The organism is Kribbella sp. NPDC023972 (assembly GCF_040639075.1).
In the GTDB taxonomy this organism is placed as follows: Bacteria; Actinomycetota; Actinomycetes; order Propionibacteriales; family Kribbellaceae; genus Kribbella.
The window spans coordinates 832860-847261 of the sequence record NZ_JBEZZH010000001.1 but is presented as its reverse complement, the minus strand read 5'-3'; the positions used below and the strand labels follow the sequence as shown (position 1 = coordinate 847261).

Annotated in this window: 12 protein-coding genes; 7 read left to right on the top strand and 5 right to left on the bottom strand. The window is 68.9% G+C overall.

The features are described from left to right. Window positions 1-150: 150 nt before the first annotated feature. The gene (locus AB0F43_RS03780) at window positions 151-1677 is read right to left on the bottom strand and encodes an MFS transporter (protein WP_360470175.1); all 1527 of its coding nucleotides are present in this window, start codon (window positions 1675-1677) and stop codon (window positions 151-153) included. A gap of 109 nt (window positions 1678-1786) precedes the next feature. Here AB0F43_RS03780 and AB0F43_RS03775 point away from each other — a divergent pair, with 109 nt between their 5' ends. Together AB0F43_RS03775 and AB0F43_RS03770 are read left to right on the top strand one after the other, a co-directional pair. Next, window positions 1787-2674 carry a LysR substrate-binding domain-containing protein gene (locus AB0F43_RS03775; protein ID WP_360470172.1) on the top strand — a complete coding sequence of 296 codons (888 nt, stop codon included), beginning with the start codon at window positions 1787-1789 and terminating at the stop codon, window positions 2672-2674. Between the two features lie 51 nt (window positions 2675-2725). Further along, window positions 2726-4501 carry a thiamine pyrophosphate-requiring protein gene (locus AB0F43_RS03770; RefSeq protein ID WP_360470169.1) on the top strand — a complete coding sequence of 592 codons (1776 nt, stop codon included), beginning with the start codon at window positions 2726-2728 and terminating at the stop codon, window positions 4499-4501. Here AB0F43_RS03770 and AB0F43_RS03765 read toward each other — a convergent pair. After that, window positions 4490-5308: a UbiA family prenyltransferase gene (locus AB0F43_RS03765; protein WP_360470167.1), complete on the bottom strand. Its 819-nt coding sequence runs from the start codon at window positions 5306-5308 to the stop codon at window positions 4490-4492. The genes AB0F43_RS03770 and AB0F43_RS03765 overlap by 12 nt on opposite strands. Window positions 5309-5326: 18 nt before the next feature. Between AB0F43_RS03765 and AB0F43_RS03760 the strand changes: the two genes are divergently transcribed. Genes AB0F43_RS03760 through AB0F43_RS03750 form a run of 3 tightly spaced genes read left to right on the top strand, consistent with a single transcriptional unit; the run spans window position 5327 to window position 7901 of the window. Continuing rightward, window positions 5327-6376, top strand: a complete 1050-nt coding sequence (locus AB0F43_RS03760) for a 3-oxoacyl-[acyl-carrier-protein] synthase III C-terminal domain-containing protein (RefSeq protein ID WP_360470164.1) — start codon at window positions 5327-5329, stop codon at window positions 6374-6376. Further along, window positions 6373-6882 (top strand): isoprenylcysteine carboxyl methyltransferase family protein, encoded by a 510-nt coding sequence (locus AB0F43_RS03755; protein WP_360470162.1) that lies wholly within the window; start codon window positions 6373-6375, stop codon window positions 6880-6882. Before AB0F43_RS03760 ends, AB0F43_RS03755 begins: the two co-directional genes overlap by 4 nt. Next, complete coding sequence (locus tag AB0F43_RS03750; protein ID WP_360470160.1) at window positions 6879-7901, top strand: NAD(P)/FAD-dependent oxidoreductase; 1023 nt, start codon at window positions 6879-6881, stop codon at window positions 7899-7901. The genes AB0F43_RS03755 and AB0F43_RS03750 overlap by 4 nt, the downstream gene beginning before the upstream one ends. 258 nt (window positions 7902-8159) lie before the next feature. On the opposite strand, the gene AB0F43_RS03745 is transcribed toward AB0F43_RS03750, so the two are convergent. Continuing rightward, entirely contained in the window at window positions 8160-9707 is a 1548-nt protein-coding gene (locus AB0F43_RS03745) for a helix-turn-helix domain-containing protein (protein WP_360470157.1), read from the bottom strand. Between the two features lie 90 nt (window positions 9708-9797). On the opposite strand from AB0F43_RS03745, the gene AB0F43_RS03740 reads away from it, so the two are divergent. Further along, window positions 9798-11063 carry an FAD-dependent oxidoreductase gene (locus AB0F43_RS03740; protein ID WP_360470154.1) on the top strand — a complete coding sequence of 422 codons (1266 nt, stop codon included), beginning with the start codon at window positions 9798-9800 and terminating at the stop codon, window positions 11061-11063. 247 nt (window positions 11064-11310) lie between these two features. On the opposite strand, the gene trxA is transcribed toward AB0F43_RS03740, so the two are convergent. Beyond that, complete coding sequence (gene trxA / locus AB0F43_RS03735; RefSeq protein ID WP_360470152.1) at window positions 11311-11700, bottom strand: thioredoxin; 390 nt, start codon at window positions 11698-11700, stop codon at window positions 11311-11313. A 144-nt stretch (window positions 11701-11844) separates the two neighbouring features. Next, window positions 11845-12720: an aldo/keto reductase gene (locus AB0F43_RS03730; protein ID WP_360470150.1), complete on the bottom strand. Its 876-nt coding sequence runs from the start codon at window positions 12718-12720 to the stop codon at window positions 11845-11847. 418 nt (window positions 12721-13138) lie between these two features. Between AB0F43_RS03730 and AB0F43_RS03725 the strand changes: the two genes are divergently transcribed. Next, a complete protein-coding gene (locus AB0F43_RS03725) occupies window positions 13139-14377 on the top strand; it encodes a conjugal transfer protein (RefSeq protein WP_360470147.1) in 1239 nt (412 codons plus the stop codon). Window positions 14378-14402 lie beyond the last annotated feature (25 nt).

Genomic DNA, 14402 nt, shown 5'->3' with positions numbered 1-14402 from the left:
GGGGAGGAGAGAGCGGACCCGGCCGAGCCTAGGGTCGCTTAATTTACCGCGTCAAGTATTCGAGTCTGCTCTACCTTGAGAAGCCACCAACCAAGTGACGAGCCAAGAAATGGTTGGTGGGTTCTCAAGGTGAGCGTCCAGAGCGGTGAGTCAGTGGTGTTGGGGGCGGCGGCGGGGGCGGACCGGGCGGGTGTGCGGATCGGTGCGCTGGTGCTGACGACGGCCGAGCACGAAGGGTCGCGACGTACGTGCCGCGGGACGGCTGGTGGGAGCCGACAGCTGGATCGATGTCTGCTCGAGGTTGACCCGGACCGGCGGCTGGTGCCACGGGGACCGGGTGCGGATCAGGACCAGCCGGAACCGGCCGTCGCGGCGGAGCCGGAGCGCGATGGCAATCGTCGCGACGGCCGGGATCAGGCCGGAGAGCAGCAGGCTGCTGCGTGCGCCCCAGGTCTGGGCGAGGAAGCCGACCAGCGGTCCGCCGATCGCACCGCCACCGATGAACACCAGGTTGTAGATCCCGGACACCCGCCCGCGCAGCCCGTCGGGGGTGGTCAGCTGGACCATCGACTGCGCCGCGGTGAGGAACATCAGCGTCGCCATACCGAGCGCGGACAGCAGGGGGATGAAGGTCCACAACGACGGCTGGATCGCGGCCAGGATCTGGGTGACCGCCAGCAGCGCGGCGATCCCGACGAGGTTCCGCAGCCGAGGCGTCCGGACCCGGCGCGCGGACAGCAGCGCGCCGGTCAGCGCACCCACGGCCACCACCGAGTTCAGTACGCCGTACCCGGTCGCGCCGGTGTGGAAGACGCGGTCGGCGAACGCGGTCAGCGTCACCGGCAGGCTGATCGCGAACATGCCGTAGATCCCGACCAGCGCGATCGCCCAGCGGACGGCCGGCTCATCGAGGGCGTACCGCACCCCGTCCTTCAGTCCGTCGCGGATCCGCATCCCGGCACTCGCCCGGCGGGCCGCCTGCAGGCCGGGCATCTCGTGCTCGCGCATCATCAGCAGCGCGGAGATCGACGCGAAGAACGTGACTGCGTTCAGCGCGAACGCCCAGCCGGTGCCGAGGGCGCCGAGCAGGACGCCGCCGAGCGCCGGGCCGATCAGGCTGCCCAGCTGGAACGTCGACGAGACCATGCTGATCGCGTTCCGGATCCGATCCTTGCCGACCAGTTCGGTGACGAAGGACTGCCGGGTCGGGTTGTCGACGGCGGTCGCGAGACCGAGGAACAGGGCCAGCGCGTACACCTGCCAGACCTGCACCTGACCGGTGAAGGCCAGGACGGCGAGAATGGCGGCGCCGGTGCCCATCATCGACTGCGTGACCAGCAGGACCTTCCGCTTCGGGAAGCGGTCCGCGATCACTCCGCCGTAAAGGCCCAGCAGGAGGGTGGGGAGGAACTGCAGCGCGGTGGTGATACCGACCGCGGTGGCGCTGCCGGTGATGGTGAGCACCAGCCAGTCCTGGGCGATGCGCTGGATCCAGCCGCCGGTCGAGCTGACCAGCAGACCGCTGACCAGGAGGCGGAAGTTGCGGACCTGCAGCGCGCTGAAGGTGTCCCGGAAGCCGGGGCGCCGCTGGGCTGCGCGGAGTTCGGACGAGGTCTTGCTGTTGTGGGTGTGGAAGTCGGGGACGGATGGGACAGTACCGGTGGCCCGGGAGGTCAAGAGCGTTCCCTACGCGAGTGGACTGGTCAGGGGAGGACAGTCCCATCCTCACAGTTCGGTACTGGATTCTGACACCGAATTACTCCTATTAGTCTTATTGCGTCGCGCTATGAGAGGGGAATCGATGTACGACCCGGACCAGCTGCGCACGTTCCTCGCGGTGGCCCAATCCCTGAGCTTCACCCAGGCGGCCGAGCGGCTGGGTATCCGGCAGCCGACCGTCAGCCAACACGTCCGCAAACTCGAGGCGGCGGTCGGGCGACCGCTGTTCCTGCGCGACACCCGGACGGTGACGCTCACCGCGGACGGCGAGGCGATGGCCGGGTTCGCCCGGACCATCCTGGCCGCGCACGAGGAGGCCGCGGGTTACTTCACCGGCTCGGAGTTGCGCGGCCGGCTGCGCTTCGGCGTCACCGACGACCTGGCCCTCACGCCACTGCCACGGATCCTGCGCGACTTCCGGCAGCTGTATCCACGGATCGACCTCGAGCTTACGGTTGCCCAGAGCCCCAATTTGCTCCGCCGGGTGGAGTCCGGCCACCTCGACCTGGCCTACGTGAAGCACAGCGTCGGCACCGGCTACGAGCCGAACGGCCGGCTGGTCCGCCGGGACCCGTTGGTCTGGGCCGGGATCAACGGGACCCGGATCGCGCCCGACGGCCCGGTGCCGCTGGTCGCGTACCAGGCGCCCAGCCTGAGCCGGTCGCTCGGTGTCCAAACGTTGGAACAGGCGGGCCGGTCCTGCCGGATCACCTGCATCGTCCGCGGCGTGAACGGCGTACTCGCGGCAGTCCGGGCCGGGCTCGGCATCGCGATCTTCGCCCGCTCCCTGATGCCGGCCGACCTGGTCGAGCCGCCACCCAGCGCCGGCCTCCCGGAGCTGCCGGCCATCGACCTGGTCCTGATCACCAATCCCCGCGCTGCCAAGGAGCCCGCCGAAGCCTTGACCGCGGCCATCCTCGGGAGCAACGCCCCGCTCAAGCCTGACGCCGCATGAAGACCTGATCGAGGGGCACCCGAGGAGAAACCCATTCTCGGAGGTTGAATCATGGCAACGGTCGGCGACTACCTGCTCGAGCGGCTCCGGGCCTGGCAGGTGGACACCGTCTTCGGATACCCGGGCGACGGCATCAACGGCATCCTGGCCGCCTGGACGCAGACTGACGAGGGCCCGCACTTCGTCCAGTCGCGGCACGAGGAGATGAGCGCCTTCCAGGCGGTCGGCTACGCCAAGTTCACCGGCCGGGTCGGCGTCTGCATGGCGACCTCCGGTCCCGGCGCGATCCACCTCCTGAACGGCCTGTACGACGCCAAGCTCGACCACGTCCCGGTGGTCGCCATCGTGGGCCAGACGAGCCGGTCCGCGATGGGCGGCTCGTACCAGCAGGAGGTGGACCTGCACTCCCTGTTCAAGGACGTCGCGAGCGAGTACGTCGAGACCGTCAACGTGCCCGAGCAGTTGCCGAACGTGCTGGACCGGGCGATCCGGACCGCGTTGGCCCGGTCGGCGCCGACCGCGATCATCGTGCCGTCCGACGTACAGGAGCTGGAGTACTCGCCGCCTCCGCACGCGTTCAAGATGGTGCCGTCGAGCCTGGGGTTCGCGGCCGCGGTGGAGGTGCCGGACGAGGAGGCTCTGCAGCGGGCGGCCAACATTCTGAACAGTGGTGAGAAGGTCGCGATCCTGGTCGGCCAGGGTGCGCGGGGTGCGCGGCGTGAGCTCGAGGTGGTCGCGGACCTGCTGAACGCGGGCGTCGCGAAGGCGCTGCTCGGCAAGGACGTGCTGAGTGATTACCTGCCGTACGTGACCGGCTCGATCGGATTGCTCGGGACGCGGCCGAGCTGGGAGCTGATGCAGGGCTGCGACACGCTGCTGACGGTCGGGTCGAGTTTCCCGTACTCGCAGTTCCTGCCGGAGTTCGGTCAGGCGCGGGCTGTGCAGATCGACGCGGATCCGACCATGATCGGGATGCGGTACCCGTACGAGGTGAACCTGGTCGGCGACGCCGGGGCCACGTTGCGTGAGCTCACGCCGTACCTGGTGCAGAAAGAGGACCGGTCCTGGCGCGCTGGGATCGAGGAGAACGTCCAGCGCTGGTGGGAGGTGATGGCGGCGGCCGCGCAGGTCGAGGCGGACCCGGTGAACCCCCAGCGGCTGTTCTCCGAGTTCTCCGAGCGGCTGCCGGACGACTGCATCGTGGTCGCGGACTCCGGCTCGGCGGCCGACTGGTACGCGCGGCAGTTGCGGTTCAACGACACCACCCACGGGTCGTTGTCCGGGACGCTGGCGACGATGGGCTCCGCGGTGCCGTACGCGATCGGCGCGAAGGTCGGGCACCCGGGGAAACCGGTGGTCGCGTTCTCCGGTGACGGCGCGATGCAGATGAACGGGCTGGCCGAGCTGATCACGATCAAGCGGTACTGGCAGGAGTGGAGCGATCCACGGCTGGTGATCGCCGTACTGCACAACAACGACCTCAACCAGGTGACCTGGGAGATGCGGTCGCTGCAGGGTGCGCCGAAGTTCCCGGACTCGCAGACGCTGCCGTCCGTGGACTACGCGGCCTTCGCGCGATCCGTGGGGCTGGCGGCGATGACGGTTCGCTCCGGAGCCGAACTGGCCTCCGCTTGGGGCACCGCGCTGGCCGCGGACCGGCCGACCCTGCTCGACGTGCACTGCGATCCCGACGTACCGCCGATTCCGCCGCACGCGAGCTGGGATCAGATCCAGAAGACGGCCAAGTCGCTGTGGCGCGGTGACGAGGACCGCTGGGGCGTGCTCAAGGAAGGCGTGAAGACAAAACTCCAGGAGCTACGGCACTAACGCGTCGCCGCGGAGGACGAGCGCCGCGACGCTGACGGCTGCGACCGCGATGGTGACCAGGAAAGGGGCGTTCTTCCACGTCACGATGACGGCGAGCAGTACGGCGACCGCGCCGAGGGTCACCCAGCCGACCACACCGACCGGCCCGGGCGGGGCGACGACGAGCAGGAGCGTGGCCGCGGCCAACGGGACCGGGGCGAGCAGCCGGGCCGCGCGGCCGAGTCGTTGCGGCCAGCCCCGGACACCGGTGGCGAGATCGTCGGCCAGATCGGGTACGACGTTTGCCAGGTGGGCACCGACTCCGAGCAGGGCGGTGGCGGCGGTGGCCCACCAGGGCGCCCAGGTGTGCGTCGTGCCGAGGGTGACGAAGGAGGGCAGCGCCCCGAACGCGACGGCGTACGGGAGCCAGGACACGGCCGTCGACTTGAGGCCGAGGTTGTACGCCCAGGCGCAGGCGACGAAGAGCAGATGCATCAAGCCGGCGGCGATCCCGTTGGCGAGGGAGACCGGGATGGTGACGACCAGCATGACCGCGGCGGCCACGATCAGCGTGCGGCGACTCACCAGTCCACGTACCACCGGCTTGTCCTGCCGGTTCACAATGGTGTCGCGGGCGGCGTCTATCGCGTCATTGCTCCAGCCGATCGAGAGGTGGCCGGTGAGGATCGTTGCTGCGACCAGGAGACACCCGGCCGGACTGCGCCCGGCCGACCACGCCACGGCCGTGGTGAGTGCGGTGACGGCGACCGTCGGTCCGGGATGGCAAGCGAGCGCGAGGCCTCGCACGGTCGTGACGGCTGGGCTCACCGAAGTAACGATGCCACGATGACGCGGATCGCAGCGGTCCGGCCCGCGTTGCCGCCGTACCGCTATCCGCAGTCCGACCTCACCGACGCGTTCGCGTCGATCTGCCTGCCCGACGGCAGTGGAACGGCGTTGCTCCGGCGGCTGCACGCCAACGCGGGCGTGTCGTTTCGGCATCTGGCGTTGCCGTTGGAGCAGTACGCCGTACTGAAGGACTTCGGCGAGGCGAACGACGCGTGGATCGCAACGGCGGTGGACCTGGGCGCCGAAGCGGTGGCGGGCGCGGTGAAGGATGCCGGGCTGACGCTGGACGACGTCGACCTGCTGATGTTCACCACCGTGACCGGGGTGGCGGCGCCTTCGATCGACGCGCGGGTCGCGTTGCGGCTCGGGTTGCGGGACGACGTCAAGCGGCTGCCGCTGTTCGGGCTGGGATGTGTCGGCGGGGCGGCGGGGATCGCTCGGGTGCACGACTACTTGCAGGCCTGGCCGACGCATGTCGCCGTACTGCTGTCCGTCGAGCTGTGCTCGTTGACGCTGCAGCGGGACGACTCGTCGTTGCCGAATCTCGTCGGCGGTGCGTTGTTCGGGGACGGCGCGGCGGCGGTGGTGATGACCGGGTCGGAGCATCCGGCGGCGTCAGGGCCGTCGGTGGTGGCGACGCGGAGCCGGCTGTATCCGGAGTCCGAGCGGGTGATGGGGTGGGACGTCGGTTCGGGTGGGTTCCGGATCGTGCTCGGGGCGGACGTGCCGGACGTGGTCCGGACGTATCTCGGTGATGACGTGCGGGGGTTTCTGTCGTCGTACGGACTGACCGTGCCGGACATCGGGACCTGGGTGAGTCATCCGGGTGGACCGAAGGTCCTGGAGGCGGTCGCGGAGACGCTCGACCTGCGGCCCGGGGCACTGAACCTGACCTGGCAGTCGCTCGATGCGGTCGGCAACTTGTCGTCGTCGTCGGTGTTGCACGTGCTGAGTGAGACGTTGCGGCAGGATCCTGTCGGGATGGGACTGCTGCTGGCGATGGGCCCGGGATTCTGCTCCGAGCTGGTACTGCTGGAGTGGCGATGATCTGGTACGCGGTGCTCGTGGTGCTGGTCGGGTTCGAGCGGGTCGCCGAGCTGGTGGTGTCGCTGCGGAACGCCAAGTGGAGTTTCGCGCAGGGTGGCGTGGAGTCCGGGCGCGGGCATTACCCGTTCATGGTGGTGCTGCACACGGGGCTGCTGGCCGGGTGTCTGGTGGAGGCGGTTCATCGGCCGTTCGTGCCGTGGCTCGGGTGGACGATGTTCGCGGTGGTGCTGCTGTCGCAGGGGTTGCGGTGGTGGTGCATCACGGTGCTCGGGCGGCAGTGGAACACGCGGGTGATCGTCGTACCAGGGCTGCGGCTGGTTGCGCGTGGGCCGTATCGGTGGCTGCGTCACCCGAACTACGTCGCGGTCGTTGCCGAGGGCATCGCGTTGCCGCTGGTCCACACGGCGTGGGTGACTGCCCTGGTCTTCACTGTGCTCAACATTCCGTTGCTCGCGATTCGCATTCGTGTGGAAGAAGCCGCCTTGACCTCTGCGTTGGCCAAGTGATCGACCTTCTGGTCGCAGGTTGCGGTCCCGCTGGTGCCGCGACAGCCATCCGTGCGGCGCTCGCCGGCTTGTCGGTCGTGGTCGTGGAGCCCCGCTCGGCGCCCATCGACAAGGCTTGCGGCGAGGGCGTCGCGCACAGCGCGGTCCAGTACTTGGGCCGGTTGGGCGTGGAGCTGACCGGCCGCCCGTTCTACGGAATCAGATACCTCGACGCAAACCACCAGGTCGACGCCCGGTTCACCGCCGGGCCCGGTCTCGGCGTACGGCGCACCACCCTCCACCAGGCCTTGGTCGACCACCTGACCTCGTTGGGCGTGCCGATTGTCGACGGTCGCGTCGGCCCGATCACGCAGAACACCACCTCGGTCACCGCCGCCGGCTACACAGCCCGCTACCTGGCCGCCGCCGACGGCCTCCACTCACCGATCCGCCGCCAACTCGGCCTCGCCCCCACACCCGGCGCCGCAGGAGCCGTTCGTCGTGGGTTGCGCCAGCACTTCTCGGTATCTCCTTGGACAGACCTCGTGGAGGTCTACTGGTCCGGGCTGGGGGAGGCTTACGTGACACCGGTCGCCGACGACCTGGTCGGCGTCGCCATCCTCACCTCGGCCCGCGGAAGCTTCGACTCTCACCTCAACGCCTTCCCAGCCCTGCAGCGCCGCCTCCAGGGCGCCTGCCCGGCGAACGCCGTGATGGGGGCCGGACCACTCCGCCAGCGAGTGCGGGCGCGGGTGGCCGGGCGGGTGATGCTGGTCGGCGACGCGGCCGGCTACGTCGACGCGTTGACCGGCGAAGGCATCGCGGTCGCGCTGCGCACGTCCGCCGAGTTGGTCCGCTGCGTGGAGCAGGATCGGCCGGAAGACTACGAGGCGGCCTGGCGCCGAGTCTCCTGGGAGTGCCGCCTGCTCACCGGTTCGTTGCTCTGGGCCCGCAACACGTCGTTGCTCGCTCCCCGCATCGTGCCGGCCGCCGTGCGGCTTCCCGGCGTCTACGCGACGATCGTCAACCGGTTGTCGTGAGCAAGGTTTCTCTGGGGCCCGGCGATCGCTCAGACAACCGCCGGGCCCACGAGTGACCCGAGCTTCCTGGTGAAAAGCTCGGACCGGCCGGTCCAGCCTCCTGGTGAAAGGCTGGAACGGTGCCCCAGCTTCCTGGTGAAAAGCTGGGACAGTCCCTGGGGTGTTCCTCGGTGTTCCTGAGGAAGACTTAATCAGTCGGATGTTGCCCAACAGTTGCCGGAATATGAAGCCTTGTTACGGAGGCTTGTGGCGTACATCTCAGTGCTCGGTCCGCACCGCCGCGATCTGCAGTTGCAACGCGAGCCGTTCGCGCGGATTGGACAGATCCAGCGCCGCGATCTCGCCGATTCGCTTCATCCGGTGCCGCAGGGTGTTGGTGTGTAGGTGAAGCTCGCGCGCCGCGCGCTGCGGCTGACCCGGGTGCTCCAGCCACGCCTGCAGCGTTTCGACATACCCGGTGTCGTGCTCGATGTCGTGCCGCAGCAGTGTCGCGAGCGGTCCGTCCAGCTTGGTGATGTCCAATGAGGTGACTGCCCGGTGAACGGTCAGCACGTGCCAGGCCGCCTCCACGGGTAATGCCGGTCCGGCTGCGGCACCTCGTCGTACCAGGCCCAGCAGTTCGACCGCCTGGGCGCGTGAGCTCGGAAGATCGGCAGGACCGCGCGCCGGGCCGCCTGCGGCAGCGATCGTGCCAGGAGCGGTCTTGGCCTGCTCGGTGACCAGCTTGCGCAACCAGTTCCACGAGCCGGGGCCGTCCGCGTCAGTGACCACCGCCAGCACCGTGCCGTCGAGATCCGCGAGTTGCGGCTCGCTCCACCCGTGCCGACGACCGGTCGACTCCCACAGGTCGAGCTGCTGCGGTACGTCGTACCCCTCGGGCGTGCCGAGTGCGACAACCCGCCAGGGCTGAGGTGGTAGCCGTACGTCGATCGGATTGTCGGGAGAGAACTGGCGGAGGATCGTCCGCAACCTGTCGATGGCACTCCGTCGCGCGACGTCCGCCTGAGCGCGCAGCCGGAGCAGATGCAGTGCCAGCACCGACGCAGCATTGCTCAGCTCAGCTGTCACCTCGTCACTGACCGGTCCGTCCACCACAGCCCAGATGGACCCCAGCCACTCACCCCCTGCACGGACAGGTACGACGAGACGCGGGCGGATGCCGTTGGGGCCGTCAGGCACCAGGAACGGCTCACTGGACCGGGCCAACCGACGGAAGATGCCACGAGCCCGGAAGTGCGCGATGACCTCGGCCGGCACGCGACGACCGACGATGGTGGACACGCGGGTGGGGTCGGTGAAGTCCTGGCCGGAGGAGTACGCCAGCACGCGTGACTGGTTGTCTTCGATGGTGACTGGAGCGTCCACGATCGCGGCGGCCGCATCTGCGAGTGCGAACAGCTCCTGGTGCACGCCGGCGTCTCCTGCCGCGGGGGAGTCGGGTGCGGCGGCCCTGTCGATGACACCGCGCAGCAGCCAGACCACATGGGCCCACGTGACGCTTGGCTGCAATGCGACAAGGGTGAGCAGCCACCGCTCGGCTGCCGCGACCACGGTGGGTTCGTGTGCGAGCGTCGTACGCAGAACAACCCCTGAGGCGTTGCCGGCGGCGCAGCGCTCTACCAGCTCGACTGCGTCCTCTGCGTCACGCAGGCCGAGCCCCAGGACCAGGTCGCCGGGCTGACCGGTCGCAGGCTCCTGTGGATCGGCCAGGAAGACGTCACGGACCTCTCCGTCACCCTTGCCGGTCACCACCACCTCGAACAGCGCAGGTCCGACGGCGACGATCAGGTCAGGCGCGGTGATCATGAGGTTATTGTGCGCTGAGCACAGTCACTTGTCTCTTCTGTGGTGTGATCGCACCATGACAGTGGTTCGCCGGGGACGCACCATCGATACATGGTCGCTGCTGGTTCCACCCACATCGTTCCCGACCGCGTCGCCGTCGTCGGCGCGGGCATGGTCGGCCTCGCCACTGCCTGGTTCCTCCAGGAGGCCGGCGTCGAGGTCACCGTGCTCGATCGCGAAGGCGTCGCCGCCGGTGCCTCCTGGGGCAACGCGGGCTGGCTGACGCCCGGCCTGGCCACCCCGCTGCCGGAACCGGCCGTCCTCAAGTACGGCGTCCGTGCGGTGCTGAGCCCCTCCTCACCGGTGTACGTTCCACCGACCGCGAGCCCGCGGCTCCTCAAGTTCCTCACCCGCTTCGCTCGCAACAGCACCGCCGGACGCTGGAGGACCGCGATGGAGGCGCTGGTCCCGATCAACCGCCAGGCATTGCCCGCGTTTGATTTTCTGGCCAAGGCCGGCGTCGAGGCACAGACGTACGAGGCCAAGTCGTTCCTGGCCGCGTACCGGACCGAGGCCGAGCGCAGCGTGCTGCTCGAGGAGATCGAGCACATCCACGCGGCCGGCCAAGGCATCGAGTTCGAGCCGATCAGCGGTGACGACGCCCGCGAGATCGAGCCCTCGCTGTCGGATGAGATCGGGGCCGCGATCCGGCTGCACGGGCAGCGGTTCATCAACCCGGGCGACTACGTGAAGATGCTCGCGGACTCGGTGATCGCTCGCGGCGGGCAGATCATCAGCGGTGTCGTGGTCAAGGACATCGTCGACGAGATCCGCGGCGTACGCCTTGTCACCGGCGACGGTGAGACCTACCCGTTCGACGCCGTGGTGATGGCGACCGGCGCCTGGCTGGGCGATCTGGCCCGGCAGTTCGGCGTACGCACCGTCGTGCAGGCAGGACGTGGTTACAGCTTCAGCGTCCCGATGGCGCACGTGCCGGCCGGCCCGGTGTATTTCCCGGCGCAGCGGATCGCGTGTACGCCGCTCGGCGACCGGCTGCGGGTCGCCGGGATGATGGAGTTCCGCAAGCCGGACGCGAACCTCGACCCGCGCCGGATCGACGCGATCGTCGAGGCGGCCCGGCCGCTCCTGCGGGACGCCGACCTGAACGCCCGGACCTTCGAGTGGGTCGGACCGCGCCCCTGCACCCCGGACGGTCTCCCGCTGATCGGCGCGACCGCGTCACCGCGCGTCTTCGCCGCCGGTGGTCACGGCATGTGGGGTATCACCCTCGGCCCGATCACCGGACAGCTGCTGGCCGAGACCATCACCACCGGCCGCACCCCGAGGGAGCTGGCTCCGTTCAACCCACTCCGCTGACACCATCGGGAGGGACCCCAACGACGTGGTCCCTCCACCCGCGCTGACCACACCTCGAGCGGCGCTACAGGTGACCCTTCGGGCGGCACTGCCTCACCGCCCTGCGCCTCAGTGGCTCACCTCCGCCGCACCGGTCAGCCCGAAGCGGGCCCTGGCCAAGTTCTCCTGCCCAGGGCCCGCTCCGATCGATCCCCGGCGACATGACGAAGCCCCAGACCGCGACCGGTCCGGGGCTTCTGCGGTTGGATCAGTGCGTGTGCGGCTCGGCGCCGTGTTCGGCTTCGTGGGCTGCGATCTGGGCGCGGACCTCGTCCATGTCGACCGCGCGCAGCTGGCCGATCAGGTCTTCCAGGGCGGCGGCGGGAAGCGCGCCGGGCTGGGAGTAGAGGACGACGCCGTCACGGACCGCCATCAGGGTCGGGATCGACCGGATCTGGAACGCCTGCGCGAGCTCCACCTGCGCCTCGGTGTCGACCTTGCCGAAGGTGATGTCCGTGTGCTGCTCGGACGACTTCTCGAACACCGGTCCGAACATCTTGCACGGGCCGCACCACTCCGCCCAGAAGTCCACCAGCACGAGACCGTCACCGCTGACGACCTCGTTGAAGTTCTCCTGGGACAGCTCGACCGTTGCCACTGCGACCTCCGAAGTTAGACGAATACAGCCTTTACAACATCAGGCCGCGCGCAGGTGTTCCCGGTCGCCTCGCGGGTACGGCGTACAAGCGCTTGACCGTGACCGGAATGCGGTAAGCCGAGTGTGACCTGGCACACGTCGAGGTCAGAAAGGCATGTCCACGAAGGGTGACGAGTAGTCCTGCACCTCGTCGAGGATCGAGGCGGCGGCCTCCGGGGAGAGGTCGGCCCGCTCGCGCTCCGCGACCACCATCTGGCGCAGCAGCCGGATCTCGCCAGCCGTGGCCAGGCCGGTGATCTCCGGGTGCCCGTTCAGCAGCCAGGCGGTCGCGGCGGTGATGTACCGCTGCTCGTCGAACGGCCGGTACCAGGTGTCGTACGTCTTCTCCTCGCCCTCTCTCCAGTTGCGCCGGGCAATCATCTTGATCGTCATCAGCGCGGCGTCGGACGCCTTCACCGCGTCCACCAGGGCGGCGTAGTCGGCGGCGTACTGCGGATCCGTCGACAACCGGTAGTTCAGCGGTGTCAGCACACTGTCGAAGTCGAACCGGCGCAGACTCTCGGTGTGCACGGCCGGCGCCTGCGCGGTGTGCCCGGTGATACCGATCGCCCGGACCAGTCCTTCTTCCTTGGCCCGAATGGCCGCTTCGAGCGAACCGCCCTTGCCGGTGACGAGATCGAGGTTCTCCAGATCACAGACCGCATGCATCTGGATCAGGTCCACGTGGTCGGTCTGCAGCCGCTCGAGCGACCGGTTGATTTCGGACCAGGCCTCCTCGTAAGTGCGCCGTCCGGTCTTGGTCGCGAGGAAGATCCGGTCGCGGATCTCGGGCATCCGCGGACCGAGCCGCAGTTCCGCGTCGCCGTAGTCGGCGGCGACGTCGAAGTGGTTGATGCCGGCATCGAGGGCCTCCTGGATCGAGGCGTCGGCCCGATCCTGGTCGACCCCGCCGAGCGACGCGGCACCGTAGATCAGCACCGAGCTCTCGTGCCCGAGTCTGCCCAGTCGGCGTGTTTCCATCCCGGTCCTCCAGGGGTAGCAGGGTTACTGCGACCCTATGCCCGCCCGGGGCGTTTTTGACCCCTCGCCACGGGAGAGTTTCCACAGGCTGGACGTGAAGATCGGTTACTATGCGTGATCAGTTGATGCGTTCTTTACCATGTTGTTCGCACGGATATTCGAAGGGTGTCCGCGGTGTATGGCATGGTGTGCGCTGCCCGATTCGACAGGATCGAGCATGAGAGAGGAGCTATGACGACGGTACTGAAGGTGTCACTCTTGCTCGAGGAGGGTGACACTTCCCGCGAGCGGGGTAACAGTATGGCTGCGGGGAGCGATGGAGCATCCGGATCCTGGTCTCAGGGCTCCCGGAGGGCAGTTGCTTGTCGTATTGTCCCGGCTACTGTCCGCGTAACTGCTGTCTGAGGGGCGGGTAGCGATGAGTTGGTGGCGAACGTTGCTGAACCTGCCGCCAAAAGGTGAGCACTGGTCGGACCAGCGGCGCACGAAGAAGCCGGGCAAGGGGCGCCCGTCGAACACCGCACCGGAGTGGTGGGCCCACCCGGAAGGTCCGGTGTCACCGACACCTCGCCAGGCACAGGGCGTAGCGGCGCAGTACTCAGCCCCGCCGGCACATCCGCCGGCCGGCGGCGTGATGGCTCCACCCCGTCGTCCCGCGTCTCGTACGTCGGAAGCACCCGGCGCGCATCGCACGCCCGAGCGTTTGAAACAGCGTTCACCCCACGGCGCGCACGCCACGCCAGCTCCGGTCCGCGAGCCGCTCGAGCCCGGGCAGCCGCCGTGGTCGACCGAGCCCGAGTCGTCGTTCTCCACCTGGGCCCGGCGGTTCTTCCGCGGCCTGGTGGTCGTCGTACTGCTGCTGGCCGCGATCAGTGGCGTCCGCTCCTGGATCGCGCCGAACCGGACCCCGGAGACCGTGGTCAGCAACCAGAACAGCTTCCCGGTCGACGAGGCCCGCGCGGTCGCGACCCGGTACGCCGTCTCCTACCTGAACTGGGACGAGACGAACCCGGACGCCCGCCCGGCCCTGATCGCCCTCGACCTGGCGGCCGGCCTGGACAGCCGGGCCGGGTGGAACGGTCGCGGCAAGCAGACCGCCGACACCGCGTACCCGGGTGAGGTCAAGGTCGACTCCGGTGGCGTCACGGCCGTGGTCGACGTACGCGTCGAGGTCCGGTCGTTCAGCAAGCGTGGCGCGGCGTGGGTCGCCGGACCGTACTCCTGGGAGCGGCTGTCCGTCCCGGTCGCCCGGACCGCGTCGCGGGTGGTGGCCAGCGGGCCGCCGACGTTCGTACCGGACGAGCGGGCCGCGCTGCCGGACAACATGCCGGAGGCCGGCGTACCGGACGACGACCTGACCGCCGCGACGCGGAAGGACGCGGAGGCGTTCTTCGCCGCGTACGCCGAGTCGGACAACAAGGTGTCCGCGGTGACCTCGCCGGGTTCGACGATCCGCAGCCTGAACGGCTCGGTGAAGTTCGGCGAACTCAAGGACTGGCAGGTCTTCGCCGGCAACGACGACGAGCGGCGGGCGACCGCGGCCGTCACCTGGGACGGGGTGGGGGACACCACCTTGGACCAGACCTACACGCTCACGCTGCGGCGAACGGTCGCCACGGACGGAGCACAACGATGGCAAGTGGCTGCCGTCGGATGACATCAGCGACCAGCCGTCGGATGAC

Excerpts from the sequence above, each read along its gene's own strand:
- AB0F43_RS03775 (WP_360470172.1), top strand. The coding sequence starts at position 1,787 with ATGAGAGGGGAATCGATGTACGACCCGGACCAGCTGCGCACGTTCCTC.
- AB0F43_RS03770 (WP_360470169.1), top strand. The coding sequence starts at position 2,726 with ATGGCAACGGTCGGCGACTACCTGCTCGAGCGGCTCCGGGCCTGGCAG.
- AB0F43_RS03760 (WP_360470164.1), top strand. The coding sequence starts at position 5,327 with ATGACGCGGATCGCAGCGGTCCGGCCCGCGTTGCCGCCGTACCGCTAT.
- AB0F43_RS03755 (WP_360470162.1), top strand. The coding sequence starts at position 6,373 with ATGATCTGGTACGCGGTGCTCGTGGTGCTGGTCGGGTTCGAGCGGGTC.
- AB0F43_RS03745 (WP_360470157.1), bottom strand. The coding sequence starts at position 9,707 with ATGATCACCGCGCCTGACCTGATCGTCGCCGTCGGACCTGCGCTGTTC.
- AB0F43_RS03740 (WP_360470154.1), top strand. The coding sequence starts at position 9,798 with ATGGTCGCTGCTGGTTCCACCCACATCGTTCCCGACCGCGTCGCCGTC.
- AB0F43_RS03730 (WP_360470150.1), bottom strand. The coding sequence starts at position 12,720 with ATGGAAACACGCCGACTGGGCAGACTCGGGCACGAGAGCTCGGTGCTG.
- AB0F43_RS03725 (WP_360470147.1), top strand. The coding sequence starts at position 13,139 with ATGAGTTGGTGGCGAACGTTGCTGAACCTGCCGCCAAAAGGTGAGCAC.